Annotated in this window: 23 protein-coding genes; 1 reads left to right on the top strand and 22 read right to left on the bottom strand. The window is 38.7% G+C overall.

Translation table 11 applies throughout. From position 1 onward, the window contains the following. Positions 1-91 precede the first annotated feature (91 nt). The 10 genes from A9970_RS15995 to A9970_RS15955 form a co-directional block, all read right to left on the bottom strand. Positions 92-1,462 carry an IPT/TIG domain-containing protein gene (locus A9970_RS15995; protein WP_182982993.1) on the bottom strand — a complete coding sequence of 457 codons (1,371 nt, stop codon included), beginning with the start codon at positions 1,460-1,462 and terminating at the stop codon, positions 92-94. A 30-nt stretch (positions 1,463-1,492) separates the two neighbouring features. Further along, positions 1,493-1,849, bottom strand: a complete 357-nt coding sequence (locus tag A9970_RS15990) for a hypothetical protein (protein ID WP_182982992.1) — start codon at positions 1,847-1,849, stop codon at positions 1,493-1,495. A gap of 555 nt (positions 1,850-2,404) precedes the next feature. Continuing rightward, positions 2,405-3,151: a phosphate ABC transporter ATP-binding protein PstB gene (gene pstB / locus A9970_RS15985; protein WP_182982991.1), complete on the bottom strand. Its 747-nt coding sequence runs from the start codon at positions 3,149-3,151 to the stop codon at positions 2,405-2,407. Continuing rightward, complete coding sequence (gene pstA, locus A9970_RS15980) at positions 3,141-3,998, bottom strand: phosphate ABC transporter permease PstA (protein WP_182982990.1); 858 nt, start codon at positions 3,996-3,998, stop codon at positions 3,141-3,143. Before pstA ends, pstB begins: the two co-directional genes overlap by 11 nt. Then, positions 3,988-4,878, bottom strand: coding sequence for a phosphate ABC transporter permease subunit PstC (pstC, locus tag A9970_RS15975; RefSeq protein WP_182982989.1), 891 nt, complete (start codon positions 4,876-4,878; stop codon positions 3,988-3,990). The genes pstA and pstC overlap by 11 nt, the downstream gene beginning before the upstream one ends. Before the next feature lie 6 nt (positions 4,879-4,884). Further along, a complete protein-coding gene (locus A9970_RS15970; protein WP_115049350.1) occupies positions 4,885-5,736 on the bottom strand; it encodes a substrate-binding domain-containing protein in 852 nt (283 codons plus the stop codon). Between the two features lie 130 nt (positions 5,737-5,866). Further along, entirely contained in the window at positions 5,867-6,367 is a 501-nt protein-coding gene (locus tag A9970_RS28525) for a hypothetical protein (protein ID WP_310889291.1), read from the bottom strand. After that, a complete protein-coding gene (locus A9970_RS28520) occupies positions 6,351-6,563 on the bottom strand; it encodes a hypothetical protein (protein WP_052764441.1) in 213 nt (70 codons plus the stop codon). The genes A9970_RS28525 and A9970_RS28520 overlap by 17 nt, the downstream gene beginning before the upstream one ends. Before the next feature lie 278 nt (positions 6,564-6,841). Beyond that, the gene (locus tag A9970_RS15960) at positions 6,842-7,204 is read right to left on the bottom strand and encodes a hypothetical protein (RefSeq protein WP_021188776.1); all 363 of its coding nucleotides are present in this window, start codon (positions 7,202-7,204) and stop codon (positions 6,842-6,844) included. A gap of 364 nt (positions 7,205-7,568) precedes the next feature. Continuing rightward, positions 7,569-8,342, bottom strand: a complete 774-nt coding sequence (locus A9970_RS15955) for an NIPSNAP family protein (protein WP_115046010.1) — start codon at positions 8,340-8,342, stop codon at positions 7,569-7,571. Between the two features lie 375 nt (positions 8,343-8,717). Between A9970_RS15955 and A9970_RS29055 the strand changes: the two genes are divergently transcribed. Further along, positions 8,718-8,831, top strand: a complete 114-nt coding sequence (locus tag A9970_RS29055) for a winged helix-turn-helix transcriptional regulator (protein WP_201649433.1) — start codon at positions 8,718-8,720, stop codon at positions 8,829-8,831. A gap of 271 nt (positions 8,832-9,102) precedes the next feature. On the opposite strand, the gene A9970_RS15945 is transcribed toward A9970_RS29055, so the two are convergent. The 12 genes from A9970_RS15945 to A9970_RS15890 all read right to left on the bottom strand — a co-directional run bounded on the left by A9970_RS15945 (position 9,103) and on the right by A9970_RS15890 (position 23,917). Then, on the bottom strand, positions 9,103-9,963 hold the full coding sequence (locus A9970_RS15945; RefSeq protein ID WP_021188773.1) for an RteC domain-containing protein: 861 nt from the start codon (positions 9,961-9,963) through the stop codon (positions 9,103-9,105). 86 nt (positions 9,964-10,049) lie between these two features. After that, a complete protein-coding gene (locus A9970_RS15940) occupies positions 10,050-10,634 on the bottom strand; it encodes an HD domain-containing protein (RefSeq protein WP_259655412.1) in 585 nt (194 codons plus the stop codon). Positions 10,635-10,702: 68 nt separating this feature from the next. Beyond that, a complete protein-coding gene (locus A9970_RS15935) occupies positions 10,703-11,392 on the bottom strand; it encodes a VIT family protein (protein ID WP_115046016.1) in 690 nt (229 codons plus the stop codon). A gap of 165 nt (positions 11,393-11,557) precedes the next feature. Next, positions 11,558-14,056, bottom strand: a complete 2,499-nt coding sequence (locus A9970_RS15930) for a cation-translocating P-type ATPase (protein ID WP_115046018.1) — start codon at positions 14,054-14,056, stop codon at positions 11,558-11,560. A 98-nt stretch (positions 14,057-14,154) separates the two neighbouring features. Further along, entirely contained in the window at positions 14,155-14,730 is a 576-nt protein-coding gene (locus A9970_RS15925) for a cytochrome b/b6 domain-containing protein (RefSeq protein ID WP_021188771.1), read from the bottom strand. Positions 14,731-14,733: 3 nt separating this feature from the next. Next, entirely contained in the window at positions 14,734-15,489 is a 756-nt protein-coding gene (locus A9970_RS15920; RefSeq protein WP_182982987.1) for a phosphatase PAP2 family protein, read from the bottom strand. Between the two features lie 2 nt (positions 15,490-15,491). After that, positions 15,492-16,673 (bottom strand): DUF3570 domain-containing protein, encoded by a 1,182-nt coding sequence (locus A9970_RS15915; RefSeq protein WP_021188769.1) that lies wholly within the window; start codon positions 16,671-16,673, stop codon positions 15,492-15,494. Positions 16,674-16,704: 31 nt separating this feature from the next. After that, complete coding sequence (locus A9970_RS15910) at positions 16,705-16,923, bottom strand: DUF4266 domain-containing protein (RefSeq protein ID WP_021188768.1); 219 nt, start codon at positions 16,921-16,923, stop codon at positions 16,705-16,707. Then, a complete protein-coding gene (locus tag A9970_RS15905) occupies positions 16,920-17,849 on the bottom strand; it encodes an FAD:protein FMN transferase (RefSeq protein WP_021188767.1) in 930 nt (309 codons plus the stop codon). The genes A9970_RS15910 and A9970_RS15905 overlap by 4 nt, the downstream gene beginning before the upstream one ends. Beyond that, the gene (locus A9970_RS15900; RefSeq protein ID WP_021188766.1) at positions 17,846-18,286 is read right to left on the bottom strand and encodes a thioredoxin family protein; all 441 of its coding nucleotides are present in this window, start codon (positions 18,284-18,286) and stop codon (positions 17,846-17,848) included. The genes A9970_RS15905 and A9970_RS15900 overlap by 4 nt, the downstream gene beginning before the upstream one ends. Positions 18,287-18,394: 108 nt before the next feature. Next, on the bottom strand, positions 18,395-19,564 hold the full coding sequence (locus tag A9970_RS15895) for an efflux RND transporter periplasmic adaptor subunit (protein ID WP_021188764.1): 1,170 nt from the start codon (positions 19,562-19,564) through the stop codon (positions 18,395-18,397). Between the two features lie 12 nt (positions 19,565-19,576). After that, positions 19,577-23,917, bottom strand: coding sequence for a CusA/CzcA family heavy metal efflux RND transporter (locus A9970_RS15890; RefSeq protein ID WP_182982986.1), 4,341 nt, complete (start codon positions 23,915-23,917; stop codon positions 19,577-19,579). Positions 23,918-24,081 lie beyond the last annotated feature (164 nt).

Raw genomic sequence — 24,081 nt, 5'->3', positions numbered from 1 at the left:
CAATATAATAGGCGCTAGAACAGCTCTTGTTCAACAGCATCTAAATAGATTGCCTGTTAATAAATTGATCCTATAATTTTAACTATATCTCTTATTCTGTCTTAATTGTTCTGACACGCTTATTATCTTCTTCGGTAATGTAAAAGATCTTGCGCTCTTCATCATATGCAATACCATTCGGTTTATTGAAACGGGCTTCTTTTAGTAAATCACCGTCGATATAACCATTCTTACTACCATCCGGAGTAGGGCTTCCCTTACCTGCAAAAGTCGTCACTTCACCGCGTGGGGTCACTTTTCGAATGCTATGATTATTGATATCGCAAACATAAAAATCGTATTCATCTTCCTGACCAGCATAATCCGGATTTCTCACAAAAACACCTTGACGCAGATAGCCAAATCGGGCCGAAGTACCTACCGCATCCACATCATCATTCGTACTCGTATACTGCCCCGCAAAAAGAATAGGGGTTTCAAGTTCTTTAGTCACCCAATTATACCTGCTCTTCCAAATGGCTCGTTGTATCATGAAATAGCAATAATTGCCCGATGGATGGAAAAAAATATTAGGTCCCACATTATTTCCACTTCCGGTTACCAGAAACAGTTCTTTCGAGGTTAACTCTTTTGTTACGGGATCTTGATAAGCCTTTTGTATACCACCGCCCCAATATGTATTAAAAAACATGACGTTATCAACCGGATGCTGTGCACAGTTGTAACTCGTACGATCGTATATATATGGGTGTACACGACGGTAATTTTCCGAACGCAATGTATAGGCAATAGCGACCCGACTTTTATCGGATTTACCATTATCATCTACCAAATACAAAGTATCATTGTTAAAGCTTAAGGAGATAGTCTGTATTTTACTGAAATAAGCCTGACCATTGGTAATCAACGTCGAAACCATACGTTCGTTCAAATCAACTTTACGAACTGCAGCTGCTGCTTCGACAACAAACAAGTTATTTTCTTTAGGTTCATAAAGTATATAGCTCGGATTTCCAAAACGTGCTATATCAAATGAGCCATTTACAATGGACGAATTTCCTTTCTCATCTACTCCCCCAACAAGAGTTCCCACTGTTTGCGTAGCTTTGTAGACAAAGGGATCACTAAATGTATGATCTGTACCCGCACCATTATCAATGCGTACTTTAACCTGTCCCGAACCGACCTGTGACGGCAACATACAATATATCTGCTTACCATCACTGCCAATTACCGTGAGGGGATTTTCGCCAATCGAAACGTGGATCTTAGAAAGATCAGTACCAAAATTTTGCCCATAAATGAACAAACGGGTTCTCATTGCTCCAGTTTTGGGCGAATAGTCTGAAAATTCTACCTGTTTACCTGAGTCAAAAACTCCTGTATCTACGTCCTCTGTCTTACAGCTGTAAAATGTAGTTAAGCAGAGAAATAAAACTGCAAAACGTTTTAATAAATTCATGGTTTCATTAATTTAATTATATTGATAGTGTTATTTCGTTTTAAAAACGGGACCTTGTTGTTCGACAGTTCTGCCTATATTTCCTGCTATCGTAGAATTACTTTCAAGTACTTTACCCTTATAAAACCAACGGAAAATAGGTAAAAGATGAGTGCACAAGCCACCTCCATAATCGTTATTAATATCATAACCGTAAGAATAACAGCTTACATTATCATAAATAAATGGATTTGAAGGCACATTTTCGAATACATGGTTAATGTAAAAAGGAGGATCAGTTTTAGCTGCATACTTAAAAAAATTAAGCTTGGCTCGTGAGCGATTTGGCTCAAGAGCCTTGCATCCATTTACTAAATGATTCGATAACTTTTTCATAAACTTTTTCATAAAATTTTAGCTTTCCAAAGCTAACTAAAGAGATATTGCCGGGTATATCATATGGATTTTAAAATCAAAAAATCAAGAATAAAAAAAATATAAACCACTGAAAACAAATAAATTAAACTACAAAAAAATCAATTCAATCTAGATTTTAAATTCTATTTTTTAATCGAAGATTTATCAAAAACAGTTAGTAAAACTTCAATTTTGGTCAAAAGACATTTATGATTGATTGAGATAATGATAAATGTGAATATTCAATGATTTTTTTGAGTCTATCATTAGCATATCCTATTATATACCTTTTCTCATGCGCATTTTTTTCAATCTGATCTAGATTCAAAATCTTATCTGGAGATTACGATCATTGAGACTATGTGATTCCTGGGGGAATTGACCATTTTGAATGAAAGCATAAAAACTAAGAAAATTGAATTTTTGACTTCTCAGCGTAATATTCAATTAGTCAAAATTATCCGAATTGAATGGTCATCGATTTTCCAATCGGGATGGCCAATGGTTTCAAAATCTCTAATAATAAGTTTAGATCGCCGGATTAAACTAACCGAAATGCCCGCTGATATAATTACGAGTGGTTTCGTGTTGCGGATTGTTGAAAATCTGATGCGTATCTCCTTGTTCAATAATCTCCCCGAGATACATAAAGACAGTTTTGTCGGCGACACGTTGTGCTTGCTGCATATTGTGCGTGACGATAACAATAGTATATTTTTTTTTCAGATGGTGAATAAGTTCCTCGATCTTCAGGGTACTCACAGGATCCAACGCTGAGCAGGGTTCGTCCATCAAAATAATTTCAGGACGTAGCGCTACCGCTCTGGCGATACAGAGCCGTTGTTGCTGCCCTCCGGAAAGCCGTGTGGCAGGCTTCTTTAGATCATCTTTCACCTCTTCCCAGATATAGGCTTCTTCCAACGCTTTTTGTACAGTTGCTTTGTCAGCAATCAGGTTGTTGATTTTGAGGCCATAAATGATATTATCATAGATACTTTTTGGAAAAGGATTGGCTTTTTGGAAGACCATGCCAACACGTTTGCGTAGATCGGTTACCTCAACATCTTTCTGATAGATTTCGTGACCGTCCAACTTGATATGTCCTTCGATTTTGGCCTCTGGATAGAGATCGTGCATACGGTTAAAACTCCGCAAAAGAGTACTCTTGCCACATCCTGATGGCCCGATCAGGGCTGTAACCTTATTTTCTTCGAATTCGATATTGATATTCTTCAACACCTGTTTGCTCCCGAACCATAGGTTGAGATGCTCAGCAACCAATTTACTTTTCATTATTTCTAAACTTATACCGAATATAGAAAGCTGTTAAATTCATGAGGAAGACCACAATGATCAGTACCAATGCGGTTCCATAGGCAATTGGTCTGACCTCTTCGATGGATTGATGCTGCGTAGACAGCATGTATAGGTGATAAGGCAGTGCCATAAATTCTTGATTGAGATTGCCAAAGGAGTTGGTGATATAAAATGCTGCACCTGTGAATAGGATTGGAGCTGTTTCTCCGGCAGCCCTGGAAAGTGTCAGGACGATACCTGTAAGTATTCCGGGCAAAGACGCGGGAAGTACGACATCTTTGATCGATTCAAACTTGGTAGCGCCTACTGCCAATGCTGCCTCCCGCATACTCCTTGGGATACGCAGCAGAGCCTCTTCGGTTGTTGTAATAATATAAGGTAGAGAGAGCAGGCCCAAGGTCAATCCAGCAGACAAAATTGAAGTGCCAAAATTTAGAGCCTGAACAAATAATGCTAACCCAAACAGGCCGTAGATGATAGAGGGTACGCCAGATAAATTACGGATGGATGCACGGATGGTTCGGGTCAACCAGGTGTTTTCGGCATATTCGTTGAGGTAAATGGCACAACAGATTCCAAAGGGAATAGAGAATATTGCTGTAATCAATGTCAGGAATACCGTGCCGATAATGGGTGTCAGAATACCACCTTGTGTCATGCCGTTGATCGGCAGTTTGGATACAAATTCCCAGGATAATACATGGGAACCTTTCGTAAAGATATCGTATAGGATCACGAATAAAAAAAAGCAGACAAGCCCTGTGGACAGGAGTAATGTCCCCCATTCGATGATTGGTGTCAGTTTTTTGAATTTATGCAGCATGGTATTTTCTAAAGCGGTTGATAAAATATTCACCAATCAGATTGGCCACCAGTGTCATAAAGAACAAGACAATCGCTATGGCAAACAAGGCGTAGTAATGCGTGGTCTGATAAGGGACTTCGCCCATTTCAATAGCAATGGTTGCGGTAATAGTTTTAACCGAATCAAAAAATCCTTTTGGAAAGATTGCTGCATTGCCAGTAGCCATCAATACGGTCATTGTTTCACCGATTGCTCTACCGAGTCCGAGCATGATTGCGGCAATAATTCCTGGTGCTGCTGCTGGAATCGTAATTTTGCGTAATGTCTGCCAACGGGATGCTCCAAGGCCATAACTTGCTTCACGGTAGGTTTGCGGTACAGCGTGTATGGCATCTTCAGAGATGGTGATGATGGTTGGAAGAGCCATAACCGCAAGTAATATTGCCCCATTTAAAGCATTGAGTCCGTTGGGCAGATTGTTTAGGTCCGCTATGCCAGGACCGACGAGTACAATGCCCAAAAAACCGATCACGACCGAAGGGATGGCTGCTAACATTTCTATCGTTGGTTTTAAAATTGCTTTGAGCTTGGGACTTGCATATTCAGAAATAAAAGCAGCGGTCCCCACACCAAGTGGAATGGCAATCAACATGGCACCCAAAGAGACAATCGACGTACTCACAATTAAGGGTAGAATACCGTAAGCGGGTTCTGTCGCTGTGGGGTTCCATTGGCTTCCTGTAATAAAATCCAGCGGTGAAACCTCCAGAAAGAAAGCAATAGCATTGTATAGCAACATAAAGAAAATACCGCCCAGAAGCGCAAGTACCAAATATCCTGTGGACTTGAATACGATTTTGGCGATCTTATCGATAGTTATTCGTTGTTTGTACTGCATGTTATTTTAGTGAATAAGGTAATAACCTGAGTTTTCGATGATCTTAGTCCCTTCACCCTTTGTCTCAAATTGAATAAATGAAAGCACTTTGCTCCATGATTTTTCGGGAATAAACTGATAGAGGGGGCGTTGAAAGAAGTATAATCTGTTTTTTATAGCTGTTGGGTCTAATGGGGATATGGCAATGGAATCCACGTTGTTTTTGATTTTCAATACCTTGATTCCATTGTTGTCTTGAATCTTCTTCGAAATATAACCAGCCCCGACATAACCGATACCAGACTTGTCAATTTTGATGGCTTCCAGAATTTGTGCGTTTCCGGTCATTTCCTTCGCCTTTTGACTATAGGCTATTTTTAGCTTTTTGCGAATAAATGAGTAAGTACCTGAGCTGCTCTGCCTGCCGTATATGTTTATTGGAACATGCTGTCCGCTTACTGATTCCCAGTTTTCGACTTCGCCACTCATGATTTTTGATAGTGTATTTACGTCCAGCTCCGTGATGGGATTATCACTGTGAACGACAAATGCAGTGGCATCTTCGGCAAAAACAACAGTCTTTAAAGGCATATTGTTCTTTTTGAAGAGCGCCAGTTCTTCTTCGGTCAGGGGACGTGATGAGTTGGCGATATCTGCTTGTCCATTTAATAGCGAAGTAATACCGAGTCCCGAGCCTCCGCCTGAAATGGCCATACTGAATGTAGGGTCCGTTTGGTTATATGCTTCGGCTAAATTAACGGCGAGATTGACCTCCGTATCTGAACCTTTCATTTTGATGGTGTGGTCGGTATTATCGCAAGACAGAAAAATGATATTAAGACCAAATAGGATTATAAAAACAAGGCGATATAAAATCATATTACTCATTATCACCAAAATAAAAAAATAAAAATGATCCTATGTTTACAAAATATTATCTTTTTATGAATATAAGATAGTATTTTGCTTACTATTTTTTTAAAAAAACGTTAGAAAAAGCTAAAGTAGCTTATAAATAACAGCTTACGAGGCGATCTATCGTTGTCGGTAACGATTTAGTAATGGTGCTCATCGCATTCAAATTCTTCGAATTTCCTTGTAAATCAATTACAAAAGTACAAAAAAAATGGGATGGAATATTCCTGCTCTTACTCATTTTTTGAGAACCATCTATTCCTAAAATCACAGGAGTTTCACTTAATAAACCAATCGGTTCTTTAAAAACATTTGTTTTAAATTTCGTATTAAACCTTTTTGTTATTGTTCTTGCCATTTCAATATGAGGGAGTTGGTCTTTCCCGACAGGAACAACATCACTTTTACAAAATAAAATATCAGCCGCCTGATGAACGGGATATGTATACATTCCGGCATTGATAACACTTTGACCCGAAGCTGTAATTTCTTCCTTTGTAGTGGGATTTCTATTAAGTTCTGCATTTGAAACCAATGATAAAAATGGTATCGTTAGTTGATTAAGTTCCGGTATGTGACTATGGGGAAAAAATATGTGTCTTATTTTTTAAAGGGTCTAATCCACAAGCCAAATAATCTAAAGTAAGTTCTGTAACGAATTTAGAAATATCCTGAAAAATATCTCTATCAGTTAATACTTGATAATCTGCAATTAAAATATAGGTTTCCACACCCAAATCTTGCAAACGAACTCTATTTTGTAATGAATCAAAATAATGTCCAATGTGCAAATTCCCAGTAGGTCTATCTCCAGTTAAAACTCTATGTTTTGAGGATTAAGATGTAAATCCTTTTCTAAGTCATTACTTCTTTTAATAGCAATATCTAATGATGTATAGTTAATCTCTTTATTATTTGAATCTGTCATATTTTAAAATTAGAATTTGGGATGGTGCGGAAATAGCGAACCGTCAGCCGAGTTTTGTCCTAAAGTTAAATAGAATTACCAAAGTCGAGCATTTAATGTCAAGCCGCACTATTGCAAATACCCTGTTAGCGGTTCGTTGTTCTATTTTTCATCTTTCTCAATAGCAATAATTGGCTGGTCAATACTCCATTTCCAAGTTCCGTCATTTTGTTGTCGCGCAACTTCGGCAGTCACAAATCCATTTAAAAGTCTGGATGAAGTCAACGCTAAATTTCCATTGATAATTGCTGGTCGCTGTTGACCTTTTTCAAATATAGGTTTATCAACCAATAATGAAATGTAAAAATCTCCTATTTCTACTTTACCTTTAGCAAATGAGTGATTTCTGTCTGTAATTAAAACAGCGTCATCTTCATATATTGATATTAGTCCATCAATATTTCCTGTGTTTATGTATTCCAAAAATAAGTCTGTAATATCTTCTGGTTTTAATGCTTTTTCCATTGTTTGTTAGTCGCTTTATTTTTAACTTGTCATGATATTTTTTAGGGTTACTTTGTCTTTGTTACAATGACCACTAATGACACGTAGCAAAAGTCAATGGCCATAGCTACACCAATAGCAATGCTGGCCACTGATAATATAACATTATTTGCACCAAGGACTGCCGCTCTAAGCCAATTAGTTTTATGGATATAATGGTTGTCGAAATAGTTATCGAAATTACTCATTTCATTATTTTGTGTGTTATTTTGTTCTTTAACTTTAATCTCATGCCAGTATGCCTCCTTTAGAATTTAACACAATACCGGTGAACTTTTCTTTGAAGACGGACATTATAAGGGAAGTAGGGTTTTAGCTGAAAGGTTTAATAGTCTGAATAAGCAGTAGCCTTCATCAGTATGATGTCTGCCTTGGAAACATTTTTTTGATATTCGGGTTTTGCAGACAAAGTTTTCCATTCATTATCGTCTCCGAAAGTTTTCCAATGGGCATCTCGATCTTTCATGTTTTCAAAACTTGTCATATACATAAGGTTGGGCATATGGCTGCCTGTAATTACCTCCGCATAAAAAACTGCATTGAAGTTTAATCTTTTAAAAAGAGGCACCTCACCCCCTTCATTAAACATGTGCACCTTATTACGATAAATCTTTTCAGTATGTCCTTCGTAACTTCTTAACTCATACACGTGTTCTGCTTTCGGTAAGCTAAGCTTAGGCAATTGCATCAGCGGTGCTGTTTTGAATGCTTTTAAAAAAATAGATTCAAATCGTGTATACGGTGGGGTCGTATACGGGGCATTGATATATTCATCTCCTGCTTTCATGTAGTCAGCGTTTCTTTCAAGTTGGGAAGGTATGCTAATCATTTGCTCTGCAGAAGCTAAAGGAAGAATTACATATATGTATTTTTTTGTTGCCGTATCATTTGCAATCGGTTTAAACACACCAATACTTTTTATTCCCAATTTGTGAGCGGCAGGAATAAAGGCTTTTTCATAATATTTATCAATAATATTTTCCTGTTCTATGGTGTTAAAATGATAAACTTTTATTTCATAAAACTCCTGTTTTTTCTGTGCAGATATTCCAGTGCTGAATAGCAGCATAGCGGCAAATAAAAAAATGAAATATCGCATATTTATTTTCTGTTTCCATAAAGGTATAAAAACCACTCCTTATATTCAATAAAAAAATGAAATATCGCATATTTATTTTCTGTTTCCATAAAGGTATAAAAACCACTCCTTATATTCAATAAAACAATTGAATACTTATTTTGCAGGGTAAAAAATGCCCCTGGTGAAAGCAAGTCCGTGATTGGCTACTTTTCCTGTAGTACCAAACGCTGTAAATCTGGGTCATTCTTAATGCGTTCCATTTCACTTTCAATAATCCCTGCACTATTCTGCCTCACCCGCCTCTAATTAGTTTCGATTTCCAGCTTCACATTATCTGCCCTGTTTTTTTGATAAGAGATAATATCTGCGGTATCTTTTTCTACTACGATTACGGTGGAGTATGAACTGACCCAATCGGGTGAATCGTTCAAAACAGTCCTTGAATCTATGATTGAATGGGGATTGCAGCACAGTGAATTAACCCTCCATACAAAACAGCCTGATTGAGTATGCCCGGGTCTAATGTCTTTCTTTTATTACACTTTGGATAGAAAAATCTTACCCAAGTTGGGCATAGCTTGGGCTTTTTATTCATTTTAAAGTATAAATTTTGTATTTGCGGAATTTTCCGCTTATAAAATTTATAGGATATGAATTTCTCATTGAGTACTATACTTTCTGAAATCGAGCGTCAAGAACGCAATATTTCAGCAAAAGCAGATCACTTGATAGACGAGTCTTATCAGATGATGGACTTACCCCCAAAAGCTGGAGACATTTATTTATCAGTGAAAAAAAGGCTACGCATATTGTTTAAGGTAATCCCTTTCTTTTTCACAGGGAGTTGCGCAGCGCATAGGCTGTCAAGAAACTTCGTCCGGTTTATTTTTCTGGATTTAAGTTCCATAAATGTATGATAAAAGTCACCCAAACTGATATTGAATGTACTTTCAAATGTTTTGGCGATGACTTTGATGTCTGCATTTCTAAATACCCCTTGTGAATATAAGGCGTAAATCAATTCGGTTAAAGCGGTTTTGTTGCCTGTCCAGTTTAAAGGTGGGTTATTGGATTTTTTATGATTACAATTATAATTAGTATTATTTAGCTGATCTTCAAGATAGAGTTGTATCAGGTCATTGGCAATAATCTTTGCAGCTTTATAATCGTGGGAAGTGGAAAATCTATGGTCTGTTTCAAAATAAACAGTGTCCAAACTTAATTTTATATCATGTTTTCCTAGAACAAACAGCTTTTCATCGACAAAGGAATTGTTCGTTCGGTAGTATTTATAAAATTCGAGATTGTTGTCAAAATACCTTTTCAATTTTTTCAATTCTTCTCTAAAGTATTTCCGAATAGCCTTTGCGTCATTAGGCTTCTTAGTTTCAATTTTATAAATGGCATTATAGTAAATTAGTTTTGAAACAATGGTAGGTTTCAGATTTTTGAAAAAGTGGATTTCTTCATTAATGTCTTTAAACCCAATTTTTACTACAAATTGTTTTAAATCAGCTATTTTTTCTATAGTTAAGCCAATAGCCTTTTCGTATATCGCTAAAGAGTCATTCAATTCGACAGATAACTCATTAATTTCATCATCTAATTCTCTTATTATATTTTTACAATAATCTTTCATTTAAAAGCTAGTTTAAAATGGTTATTCGTTAAAGTGTTTCCCTTGTATTAAATCATAAATATTCAATAATAAAATTATTTGCATTCTTAAGAAGCCTTTATCAAACTTTTGAGATAAGCCACATTCGCATTCTTTCCGGCTAAGAGCCTGTCCTTGCAATAAGTGGTATAAAATTGGTGCTTATTGAGAAAGACCAATGATTTTTGTAATTTATCAGCTATTTTTTTCTTGGTACGTTGCTCTGTTTCTTTCCATACAAGTTTATCTATTTGTCGAAAATCATGGGTTCCTAAATGATATACATCAGCGTCCCTTAAAATCTCTTCGATCAAACCTTCAGGTTCAGCGTTTAACACTGTTGCCATAATTGCTTTGCTTATTTCAGCAATAGTACTGGGATCAACTTTCTGGCTATGTAGAAATTGTTCCATAATATATGCCCCTCTTTTTTCATGACCATCCATTGGCCCCAATAATTGACCGGTATCATGAAACCATGCCGCTGCGAACAAAACAAATCTTTCCTTATCGTTTAAATGATAAAAATCTGCCATTTCGGTTGCGTTTTTAACAACGGTCTGTGTATGTTCCAGATTATGGTAGCACAGATCCGGTGTAGTCCGCAATTCAAATAGGCGGACTACATACTTCTTTATTCTTTCTAAGTACATTTGCATCGATATTCAGTTGTCATTCATATTAAAATTGAATATTCATTTGATTTTGTTATTCATCTTTCTCAGGAAACATTTACACCAAATACATGCCCTACAATAGCAGTTACGGCCATTGCAATAGTTCCCCAGAAGCAGATTCTCATGACGGCTACCCCAATGTTGGATCCTCCGGTTTTAGCCGCTAAAGCCCCCAAAATCATCAGAAAAACAATTGAAAAAGCATATTGGTAATACACCATATCTTTTTCTGGAGCAAAAATTGCGAGAATCATTGGCAATGCAGCACCTGAAAGAAAGGAGAAAAAAGATGCTATGGAGGCCTGAAAAGGCTTTGCTATCGTAATTTCATTTATTCCCAATTCATCTTTTGCATGTGCTTCTAAAGCGTCGTGATCTGTTAGTTCTTTCGCGACGAGCATTGCGGTTTCTTTGCTTACCCCTCTTTTTTCATAAATTTTTGCTAATTCGTGGAGTTCAATTTCAGGCATTTTTTCTAACTCCATCTTCTCCCTGTTGATGTCCGACTTTTCTGTATCCGACTGTGAGCTTACAGAAACATATTCTCCTGCGGCCATCGACATAGCGCCTGCGATGGTTCCTGCCAAAGCTGCCAAAATTATAGCATGTCGGTTGGGCTCTGCGGCGGCAACGCCGATTACAATACTTGTGGTGGAAAGCAATCCGTCATTAGCGCCTAAAACAGCCGCCCTTAGCCAACCCACTCTGTTTACATAATGTTTTTCCAATTCCATTTTTGTAGTTATTTATATTGTTTAGTTTAAATTATTTTATTCTCCATCAATCATCTTGGATACGATTCCTTTTTTATTTGTCAATTCACCAATTACGATATTCACGGCATATTTTCCTTTGTGGAGGTTTTAAAAGTAATCTCGCATTGCAAAATCATTGCTTTATTATCTTCTTTTTATCCATTTATACATCTCAAACCACAGAACCGAAGCCGCCGAAATTAAATACGACATTCCTAATTCCGGGATGTTCAACCCGGTTACATTAAAGAAATCAGCAAAACGGGGTATATACAATATGGCAAAAAGTAATGCCAACGTTGCTCCGATGATAACCGGAAATAAACGGTTTTTGTATTTGAAGCTGTCGAATATACTATAAGTGAGAGAGCGGTTCGCTAGACTCAAAAATATATTGGAAAAAATTAAGGTAGTAAAAACCATTGCTCTTGTAGTTTCTTCGTTACTTCCCTTTTGAACGGCAAATTGATAAACGAATAATACACCTGCTGTAATTATCAAGCCTTGAATAATGCTGATGCTTAATTCTTTCCGGTTCAGAAAGGTTTCTGTCATTTTACGTGGCTTTTGTAACATTGCATTTTTCTCTATCGGTTCGTTTTCATAGACAATGGAACAGGTTGGCCCCATAATGAGCTCCAGAAAAATAACATGTACCGGCGTAAAAATATGCGGGTAAATCCAACCTAAAAACAAAGGCAGTGAAACGGTGAGAATAATCGGAATATGAATAGAGATAATATACTGAATAGCTTTTTTGATATTGGCGTAAATCCGGCGCCCTGCAGCAATTCCTGTAATGAGTTTGTCTAAATCATCGTTGGTAATCACCAGTGAGGCTGCTGCTTTGGCTATTTCTGTTCCTTTGTTTCCCATAGCGACACCAATATGAGCGGCTTTCAGTGCAGGGGCATCGTTCACACCATCACCCAACATAGCCACCACTTCTCCGTTTTGCTTCAAAGCGTTTACTATTGCCAGCTTTGCTTCGGGAAACATCCTTGTAAATAAGGTTGTTGTCTTTGAAAGCTCTATTAATTCTACTTCGGAATGATGAATGATTTCAGCACCATTAACAGCCGGAGTATGGTTGACAATACCCGCTTGTCGGGCAATGGCATTTGTGGTGTCGGCATTGTCGCCTGTAATCACTTTTACTTTAATTCCGGCATCGTAAATTTTCTTGAATACTTGCTGGATATTTTTTTTAGGAGGGTCGTAAAACACAGTAAATCCTAAAAAATCAAAATTGAAATCCTGCTGTTTTTCGGGAAAATTGTTTCCCTTAAAATAACATTTGGCAACGCCTAATATCCGGTAACCTTGTTTGCCAAAATCACTGATATGCTGACGCAGTTTGTCTTTTTCGTATTCCGAAAGATTGGAAACAGCAAGAATGGCTTCGGGAGCACCTTTGGCTGCCACTATTCTTTCGCCAGAATGGTTTTCAAAAAGATGCGTCATCATCGGAGGCTTACCGTCCAACGGATATTCGTGCACCATTTGAAAATCTTTCCGTCGGTCATTCGGTTGAGCTTGCTCATAAATCTCATGAAGTGTTTTTTCCATCGGATCAAACGGAACGGGTTCACTGCTCCACATCGCAAACTCAATGAGTTCGGAAAGTTCGGGTGCATTGAAACGTTCTTCGTCAAAAACCTGATTGGATTTGTAATCGAAAAGGGCTTTCAGTCGCATGGAGTTTTCAGTAATTGTTCCGGTTTTATCTGTACAAATTACAGTAGTGCTTCCCAGTGTTTCTACCACGCTGCTACGCTTGATTATTATACCTTCACGCATTAGTTTCCACGCTCCCAATGCCATAAACGTAGTGAAAGCCACGGGAATTTCTTCCGGTAAAATGGACATTGCCAAAGTCAGCCCGACCAATAGACTTTCTATAATATTCCGTGATTGCCAGAAACTGTATGCCCAAACCATCAGAAAAACCACTATTCCAATAACTGCCATCCATTTTACAAATTTGGTAATCTGGATTTGCAGTGGTGAACGCTCTTCTTTAATCTCCTGAATGGATTTTCCGATTTTTCCCAGCTTGGTTTCTGAACCGATTTTTTCTACTTTAAAAACCGCCAGTCCTGAAACTGTCAAAGTACCGCTATATATTTTTCTGTCTTCGGTATCCTGATTTTTAAACACAGAAAAACTTTCTCCTGTAAGAGAGGCTTCATTTACGGAAAAATCATTGCTGTGCACTATTTCACCATCGGCATTAATCATTTTTCCTTCCTCAGTAATGCATAAATCGCCCACGGCAATTTCGTGGGTAGCAATTTGTATTACTTTTGAATTTCGGATAACCGTGCTGAGTGGTTCGTTCAGTTTTTGCAGCGCTTCCAGTGCCTTTTTGCTGCGATTGTCCTGATAGAATGAGATACCTGAAACAGCTATGATTGCTCCCAACATAAAAGCCGCTTCGGAATAATTGCCCACAATCACATAGATGACAGCCACTGCAATGAGTAAAAGCAACATCGGTTCTTTGAGAATAGCCAATAACATATTGTACCAGGTATTCTTTTTTATACTGTCTGAGTGGTTATAACCAAATTTATTTTGGGAAATTTTTAGCTCTTCTTCCGAAAGACCTGTGAGATGTTTTGGAATATTATAGGTTGTCATATTTTTTAATTTTAGATGATTAGTTTCAAGTATTGAAACTGCTTTCGGAATAACTAAATTAATAGGTTACCAATTATTTTTTAATATGAATTATTTATTTATTCTCCACCGATCATCTTGGAAACGATTCCTCTTTTATTTGTCAATTCACCAATTACGATTCCGCCAAAATGCAATAAAATGAATATCGGGAACCAATAAACTGCCCATTTGTGTATCGCAGATATCTGGTCACTCCATTGGCCATCTACCCATTTCAGGTAAAATCCCGTAATGATAGAAACGGCGACAAACAAGTAAAAAACGATATAAATAAATCCTTGCATTCTTTCCTTTACCGACTGGGATTTCTTCAACGGATCAGGAAATTTAATTCCCTTTACAAGCATATAAACTATCCTTGCCAAAAATGCCAGAACCATCATGTAGGCAGCATATTCATGCCATTCCCACATCGGTTTTTGAATGCTTTTTACCATAGATATTATCTGTTCCTTTTCCAGGGAAATGTTGTGCCTTTGCATCCCGGTTTGAACGGTATTAATAATTGTTTTTTTGCTCATCCAGTACATCCGTAAAAATCCGGTAATAAATAAAACAGACATTAATAGTGCAACCGACCAATGTAAGATCCGGTGGGTTGCCGTAAACTGATTTTTATTTTCTTTTTTCATTTTTTAAAATATTTTAATAATTCCTAATCCAAATTGTTTTGTTTGATAAGTGGGCAGAATAACCAATGATGACTGATTCTTTTTGCCGGTAAACCATTTTGAAATGGTCGGAAATAACCAATAAGCCATTTCTGTAGACAGAATGCCAATACCTGCACCGGCAATTACATCCCCAACCCAATGTTTGTCATTAAAAACCCGGTAGATGCCTGTCATGGCAGCAATCGGGTAGCCGGAAATACTTAGCCAAAAATTGGTTTCGTTATATTCCCTGAACATAAAATGTGCGGATGAAAAAGCCGTAGCCGTATGACCTGATGGAAAAGAAGTCTTACTGGAACCATCCGGACGTTCCTCGCCAACTAACTGTTTGGTGGGTAAAACGATTGCTGCCGATAGGAGTTGTGAGGTTATATAAATGATGGTTCTATCCTTAAAATTGTGCTTCCCTTTTACACCGACCAGATTTAGTCCATAAACGGCAATAGCAGGTACATACTGTGTATAGTTGTCAATCTTGGCTCCGGGCAAGATATGTTCCATGCTCTCGTAACGGGTCGATTGGTTAAGCTTTTTCAAGTCATCGGACATTAAACTTAAAATACCATACGATACCAGAACTGAAGGAATGATGAGCTTCTTTGCCGAAAACTGATATACAGGATCTGTCTTTTGGGATATTACGCTACTGTCTGCCTCCATCTTTTGAGAAAAAAGTAACGTTGGGCATACAAGGAATACTAAGAATAGATATTTCATTTTTATTTAAACTTGAGGTTCAACGAAATAATATCACCCTTCATACCCGTTGTTTTTGTATAATGCCCATAGCGAATCTCAATCATATTGAATTTTGAGATTCCGAATAATCCGTTAGGAAGATTGAAACGCGCACCCATACCAAAGAACTGGCTGTTGAATTTGGACAGATCATAATTGCTGGTATAAAACTCGTTTGATTCGCTGTGTGTCTGATAAGCACCGAAATACTTCACCGCAGTCTGTGTATAATACCTGTAGAAAGGACTGAGCGAGACAAAAGGAGATAATTTTACGGGTGTTTCTATGTTGAAAGTATGGGAATTTATACCCCAGTTATCTGTATAATAGCGGTAGTAGGTACGAATAATGAACCTGTCACCTAAGAAATAATTGGCACGGAACCCCAAAGGAAGTTTGAACCTATTATCGGGAAGTTTTTCCTGATGTACACTATTATCAGAAAAATATACCCGGTGGAACGGCAGGCTCAATAGTCCATTTTGCTGAACGGCATCTACAAGAAATACGAGCTGCAAATTGGCATTGATAATCTGCGAATAGGAAAGTGATGCTGCGAAAGTATTCCGACCTTTTGTTCCGGCGTCTTCCTTTGTTCCGTAGGTTCTCAATTCTATTGGCGCAATAAGTTTTACCTGATCGAGATACCCATGAAGATTAGCCGTAAATTCCCCCATTTTATTGGCTGTTTTCTTAGAGAATCCAATATTTGCCCCAAATGACTGGTAGTCAAATTCCGTGGAAGAAGATACACCTGCCATAAAACTATTCCCTTTTTCTTCATTCTCCAGTTGCCAGGTTAATGATGGATAAACTCGGGTGTCACTACTCGATGCAGAAGAATTGGCTTTCAAATCTATCCTATCAGAGGAAGCTGAAGTATAGTGGTCTACACCCAATTCTCCTACAAAGGTGTGCTTGCGTTTTTTCTTGTCATACCGGATGAGTTTTACATTGATGATATTGGAAATATCTGTCAGCTTTTCTGTTCCGATACCGCCTGTTACCGCAGAATTGTTTCCATCCTGCCTGTAATAACTCGACACTAAGTTCACTTCATCCACCTTTAGTTTTCTTACCGAAGCAGAATCTTCTTTTATCTGCTGTGCCTGGACCTGATAAAAACTAAGAAGTCCTAACGCACTTATATATATTCGTTTCATTTTTCTTTTTTATGTTAGCATTTCACTGATTTTAATTACATCCGCAACCTCCGCCACTTTTCCCCGCATTGGCTCCGGAAGCACCTTCACGGTATGATTGAAAGTTCAGTTCAGTCCTTTCTATGGTACGATTGCTCAGTATCATTTCGGCATCGTTGAGTTTGTTCTTCTGATACTCTTTCACAGTGGTGCAAGAGCCAAGCAATAATGTACCGATAGCGCCTAACAGAATTATCTTATTTGTTCTCATAATAAATTGATATTTTTTGAAGTGAATATTTTGTTTTTATCATCTATGATGATGCATTCTATTTGATGGATTTGGTTAATCATTTCCAATCCTGCCTTAACGCCCATAATACTTACAGGTGTAGCCATCGCATCTGCGATCTCTGCATTGGGGCAGATAACCGTTACACTTTTAATCCCGGTAATCGGCATTCCTGTTTTGGGGTTGATGGTGTGTGAATATTTTTTTCCGCCAATCTTCACATATTTTTCATAGTTGCCCGAGGTGGCAATAGCCGTGTCTGTAAGGTTCAGATAAGAAAATGGCAGCCGGGCCTGATCAGGATTGGCAATTCCTATCGTCCAGGGTTTGCCGTTTGCCTGTGTACCCCAAACGGTTAAATCGCCTGAAGCATTGATGATACCAGAACCCACACCTTGCTTTTGCAAAATGTCCTTAGCCATTTCTGCGGCATAACCTTTCCCAATACCACCGAAACCGATACGCATCCCTTTTTCTTTGAGATAGACAGTACTGCTTTCCCTGTTCAGGAGTACGTTTTGATAATTGATGAGATAAACCATTTTCTTCGCTGTTTCAGCATCAGGGAGCTTGGTCATTGACCTGTCAAAATTCCACAGACCTTTATCTACCCCACCGTAAGTGATGTCAAAAAAACCGTTTGTAATGCTGCTGATGCGAAGGCTCCGCTCTATCAGGTTAAAAACTTCGGTATCTACCTTCACCGGCTGTATCCCGGCATTGTCATTAATCAGGTTTGTCTGGCTATCTGATTTATATGTGGTAAATAACTGCTCTATGCGTTTAATCTCCGCAATGGCAGAATCAATTTGCCGATGGGCTACAATCTCATCTGCGCCCACAACGGTGATTTCAAAAGCATTCCCCATCAGCTTTTCGGTTTTGCGAAATTCCTTTAGTGTCATTTTCTTACTTTTTTATATTGGGTGATGATTTCGTTCGTAAATCCTTCCACACCAACTTTTGGGAGGCCTTCCCAGGTTTTCAATACTTTTCCATCTTCATCCAATAAAAGTGTATAAGGGAAAGCACCACCGGGATTATATTGCTCCGCCAAAGCCTCATTTTCCTTTATGGTTTGGGATAGCGGTTGGTTTTTCTTTTTCCTGGGAAAATCAGCATTTACATACACCAAAAGACTATCAGCCATTTGTTTGTAAGTTTCATTTTCAAAAATGGTTTTGTGCATTTTGATGCAGGGCACGCACCAATCCGAACCGGAAAAATTTAACAGGATCAGCCGGTGCTGCTCTTTAGCCTGTTGTTTTGCATTATTTATTGTGGTCTGACCAAATGCATGGAACACGACGATCAAATTGAGTATCAAGAGAATCTTTTTCATTGTTTTAATTTTATAAATGAGTTCTTAATATGATAGTCTTTGAAATTGTAACCCGGTTGCTCAACTCCAATAACTACTTGGGTTTGCAATTTTTTGCGCTGTATGATGTTACTCTTCATCTTCCGTATTTTTTAATTTCATCAGAAGCGTGTAGGCATTTTTAGAAACGATGTTTTTACCTGTAAAATCGTCTGCGTTTACAATTTGGACAAAGCCGTTTTCTTTTGCGCCTACGGTTACGGGTAGCATTTTATAAGTTTGTTTTGCGGTTTGCACAAACACGTAATCCTTTCCCTCAAAATTCACCACGCTTTCTTCCGGAACGGCATGGGCGAATGTGGTTTTGGCTTCTATTTCAGCATTCATATACATGCCTGGGGATAGGCTTACACTGGGAGATTCAAAATGACAATGCACTTCCGAAATACCACCGTCCCCAACATTTCTACTAATGAGAATGATCTCTCCTTGATATTTTTTATCGGGTTCTGCATTGGAATAGGCCAGTAGTTTTTGTCCGATTTTCAGTTTATCTAAATCATTTTCGTAGACTTTCAGATTGAGGTGCAAATCATTGGGATTGACCAATTCAAATAATACATCTGAAGGGTTTACGTATTTCCCGATGTTCACATTTACCTTGCTCACAAAGCCATTGATTGCGCTGTAAACCGGAATAGTTTTGGTGATTTTATCCGCCGACAGGCTATTGGGATTGATGTTGATAAGACGTAATTGCTGCGCCAGGGCATTCATCATAATTTGTTGGTTATTCATCTCTGCCTGTGCCGTCTGCATCACCTTGTCGCTGCTGGCCTGGCTTTGGTTAAGGTCTTTTTGTCGCTGATAGTCCAGTTGCGCAAAGTGCAGTTTTGATTTGGCCTGCAAATAATCCTGTTGCAGCTTTATATATTGTGGATCTTCCATAACGGCAATCGTTTCTCCTTTTCGTACATACATTCCCGGCAGTAAGCGGGTACTTTTCAAGAAACCGCCCAATAGCACGTTTACCGAAATCAGGTTTTGTGGCGGGACATCTATTTTCCCATTTAGTTTTAAAACAGAAGCAATGTTTTTTTCTGAAAGACGTACCGTTTCAACCGCCGCATTCTTTAATTGGGCATCTGTTAACACGACGGTGTTGCTTTCATTTACAACAGCTTGTTTAACCGCTTCCTCAGGTTTGTTTTGGCATTGGACCAACAACAATATTCCTAAAGTGGGAAATAACATTTTTAGCTTGCCCAGGCTTTTATTTTTTATATTGAATGAATACATTGTTATAAGAATTTAATTGATATAATTGATTTGTATGATAGTATCGTTCAGTGCTTTGACAGCATCAGCATAATTGCTTTGAATGTTGATGGCCTGATTAATGAGTATCACAAAATCCAGGTAATTGATTTCCCCATTAACGAACTGCTTTTGTATTGTTTCTGTAACGACATCTGCACTTTTAAGTCCTTCATTTTCATAATAGTTTACAATCTCTAGATTGCTCCGGTAACTTTCCAAGAATTGTTTGTACCTGTTCTGCAAATAAGCACCTGTAGCCTGCAATTGGTTTTCTGTAATACTTTCGGTGATTTTAGAAGCATTGACTCTCGCTCTCTGCGCCTGTGAAAAAACAGGAATAGAAACACCAACCTGTACCGAATGGAATTGCGGAGAGGCATTGTACAGCTTATCATCAGCACCGGTTCCTTTGAAACTGTTGAGATTATAACCAATCATCAAACCGGGCAACAATTTGGATTTTTCTACTTTGGTTTGGCTCGCTGCAATATTTTTCTGCTGTGCCAGAACTTCTAAAACGGGATTTTTATTTGTTTCATTAACCTGTAACGGGAGTATTTTTTCAGAAGATTCCACTTTATAAACCGTATCCGAATTTAACAACCATTGCCACTGCAACTTCGCCTTTTCCAATTCCTGCTGTACCTGTTTCAACTGGATATTGATGGCAGCCTTTTGATTTTGTGCCGTTGTTTTTTCTAAAACATTGCTTTCTCCTTTTTGTAGGCGCAACAAAGATCTGGCATAAAAATCGGCATATAATGAATTGGCCTTTAGTAGCAGCTTTTCCTTTTCCTGCCAGAACAGGATGTTGTAAAACGTTTGGGTGACCGCTTTTTTTAATTCAAATTCTTTCAGGGATACATTCAGCAAACTGTATTTCCATTCCTCTGTAAATAACTCTTTTTGCCTTTTATAAACCGTTGGAAAAGCGATATTCTGTGCAACTCCGAACTTGGTATCCTTATATGCACTGTTGATCTGCCCATAATCAGCCGTGATGCTGGCCTGAGGAATATCTGCCGAAGTTTTGATGATCGCTTTGGCATAATCGGCTCTTAGGTTTTCCGTTTTTAGATTTTGGTTATTCTGAACCGCTAATGCAATCGCTTTGTCCAATGTGATTGTTTCCTGTGCATTTACAGAACCCGTTCCCATTAAAGTAACTGTTAAAACAATCAATAACGTGAGTGTTTTTTTCTTGAATATATTCAGTCTAAGCCCTTTTTCAAATGCGACAAACAATAAGGGAAGCACAAATAACGTGAGTAAAGTAGCGCCCATCAATCCGCCAATAACTACTGTTGCCAGCGGACGCTGCACTTCCGCACCTGCACCATTGCTTACTGCCATCGGAATAAAACCCAATGAAGCCACAAATGCGGTCATCAGTACCGGACGTAAGCGGGATTCGGTTCCGTCCACCACTATGCGGACAATGTTTTTAATTCCTGATTTTTTTAAACGGTTAAATTCGGCCACCAATACAATCCCATTTAAAACGGCCACGCCAAACAGCGCAATAAAGCCAATGCCTGCACTTATGCTGAAAGGCATTCCGCGAAGTGCCAAAAAGAAAATTCCGCCAATGGTAGACAATGGGATTGCGGTATAAATCAATAAACTTTCTTTCACTGATTTGAAAGCAAAAAATAAAAGCACAAATATCAAGGCCAATGAAATAGGCACCGCAACCATTAAACGGCTTTTTGCCTGGTTCAGATTTTCAAATGAACCACCGTATGTAATGGAGTACCCGGCCGGAAGCTTTATCTGCTTGTTTACTTTGCCCTGTAATTCCAGTACAATACTTTGTACATCCCTACCTTTTATGTTGAAACCGACAATAATTCTTCTCTGTGTATTCTCCCGCTGAATCTGGTTGGGACCATCTTTTATCTTTACTTCGGCCAACTGAGAAAGGGGAATCTGGTTGCCTGAAGGTGTAGGGATTAATAAATTCTGTACGTCTTCCAAATTCTTCCGCACATCGGCATTTAGTTTTACGACCATATCAAAACGTTTTTCTCCTTCAAAAACCAAACCCGTGCTTTGTCCGGCAAATGCCGTATTGACTACCTTGTTGATACCGGCTACAGACAAATGGTATTGGGCAATTATTGGGCGGTTATAGGTAATGATAATCTGGGGCATTCCGGTGACAGGTTCTATATAAAGGTTTTGTACACCGTCTACCGTATTGATTATTTTGCCCAATTTGTCGGCCGTTGCTGCGAGTGAATCCAGATCATCCCCAAAGATTTTCAATACCACATCCTGCCTTGCACCGGTCATCAGTTCATTGAACCGCATATTTACCGGGTACTGGAAACCTGCGGTAATTCCGGGTACGTCTTCCAAAGCTTTGCTCATTTTCTCGGATAGCTCCGGAAAAGTTTTGGCAGATGTCCATTCGCTCTTGTCTTTTAAAATAACCATCATATCGCTGGCATCCATTGGCATCGGGTCGGTAGGCACCTCACCACTTCCTATTTTGGTGACTACTTTAATCACTTCAGGAAAGCGTGTTTTTAAGATATGGGCAGCTTTTTGGGTACTTTCAATGGTTGTATTCAGATTACTTCCCGTCAAAACCCTGGTATCTACTGCGAAATCCCCTTCCTCCAATGATGGAATAAACTCACCGCCCAACCTTGACATCACAAAAATTGCCACAATAAACAATATTGAAACCACTGCGATAATGCGCTTGGGCATTCGGATGGCTTTTAGCAAGAACTTTTGGTAAAAAGCTTCTACACAGCGCATACCCCTGTCTGAAAGGTTGTGTTTATGGCTGATTTTCCTGCTCAGCACCCAGGAAGTCATCATTGGGATATAGGTAAGCGATAACAAAAATGCACCCAATAGGGCAAAGGCTACTGTCTGTGCCATTGGCCGGAACATTTTGCCTTCTATACCCTGCAAGCTTAGGATGGGTAGATAGACGATGAGAATGATGATTTGTCCAAAGACAGCACTGTTCATCATTTTTCCCGCAGAACCAATTACCGTGGTATCCATTTCTTTTTTGGATAAATTGGTCATTTGCTGAAACCTGGCATTGTGGGACAATTGGTGCATGACAGATTCTACAATGATGACGGCTCCATCTATGATCAGCCCGAAGTCCAATGCACCAAGGCTCATCAAATTGCCGCTTACGCCAAACATATTCATCATACAGATGGCAAATAGCATGGCCAGCGGAATAACCGATGCCACCAGTAGTCCTGCCCTGAAATTTCCAAGGAATAAAACCAACACGAGAACCACGATCAGTGCACCTTCCATCAGGTTTCTCTCTACGGTACTGATGGCATTGTTAACCATTTTGGTACGGTCAAGGAAAGGCTCAATTACGACGCCTTCGGGCAGTGTTTTCTGTATTTGGTCTACTCTTGCTTTTACATTCTTGATAACCTCGCTGCTGTTTGCTCCTTTCAGCATCATCACAACGGCGCCGGAAACTTCGCCCTGGTCATTGTAAGTCATCACTCCGTAACGGGTGGCATACCCCATCTTTACAGTGGCAATATCCCTGATGAACAAAGGTGTTTCGTTGTTTTTATTGGCAATGGAAATATTGCCTATATCCTCCAGAGTGCCAATCAGACCTTCACTCCGGACATATAGTACGGTAGGCCCTTTTTCGATATATGCGCCGCCGGTATTTTGGTTGTTTTCTTCTAAAGCTGAAAAAACATCATTGATGCTGATTCCATAGGCGTTGAGTTTATCAGGGTTTACCGCAATTTCATATTGCTTGAGTTTGCCTCCGAAACTACTCACTTCAGCAACCCCTTTCACGCTTAATAACTGTCTGCGTACAATCCAGTCCTGAATGGTGCGTAGTTCAGCAATATCATATTTTTGTTCATACCCTTTTTTAGGGCGGACCACGTATTGGTATATTTCACCCAATCCTGTGGAAATGGGTCCTAATGCCGGTGTGCCAATCCCTTGGGGAATCTGGTTTTGAACCTGTTGAAGACGCTCGGATACTTGTTGCCGTGCCCAATAAACATCTATACCATCATCAAAAACAATGGTAACGAGCGAAAGTCCAAAACGGGAAAAGCTGCGTATTTCTTTGGTGCCGGAAATATTGCCAGTAGCTTGTTCTATGGGGAAGGTAACCAGGCGTTCAATATCTGTCGCACCAAATGAAGGTGCTATGGTGATAACCTGCACCTGGTTGTTGGTGATGTCAGGCACGGCATCAACGGGCAGTTTTGTGGTTTGGTAAGCACCTATTCCTATGAGTGCTATGACCAAAAGCCCTATAATGAGTTTATTTCTTACAGAAAACTCAATGATTTTAGTAAGCATAATTTTACTTGTTAATCAAATTATTATTAAATACAATTACAGGTAGATACGGCAGTATCTATCGTAAAAAATAACAGGATTAACCAATTGACGATCACATTCTAAGAAGCCCCGATTTTATGGAGATAGGAATGCATAATAATGGTATAACACTTTCCTCTATG

The sequence above is a fragment of the Sphingobacterium sp. UME9 genome, from assembly GCF_014170215.1.
Taxonomy (GTDB): domain Bacteria; phylum Bacteroidota; class Bacteroidia; order Sphingobacteriales; family Sphingobacteriaceae; genus Sphingobacterium; species Sphingobacterium paramultivorum.
This window is presented reverse-complemented; position numbering and strand designations above follow the sequence as displayed.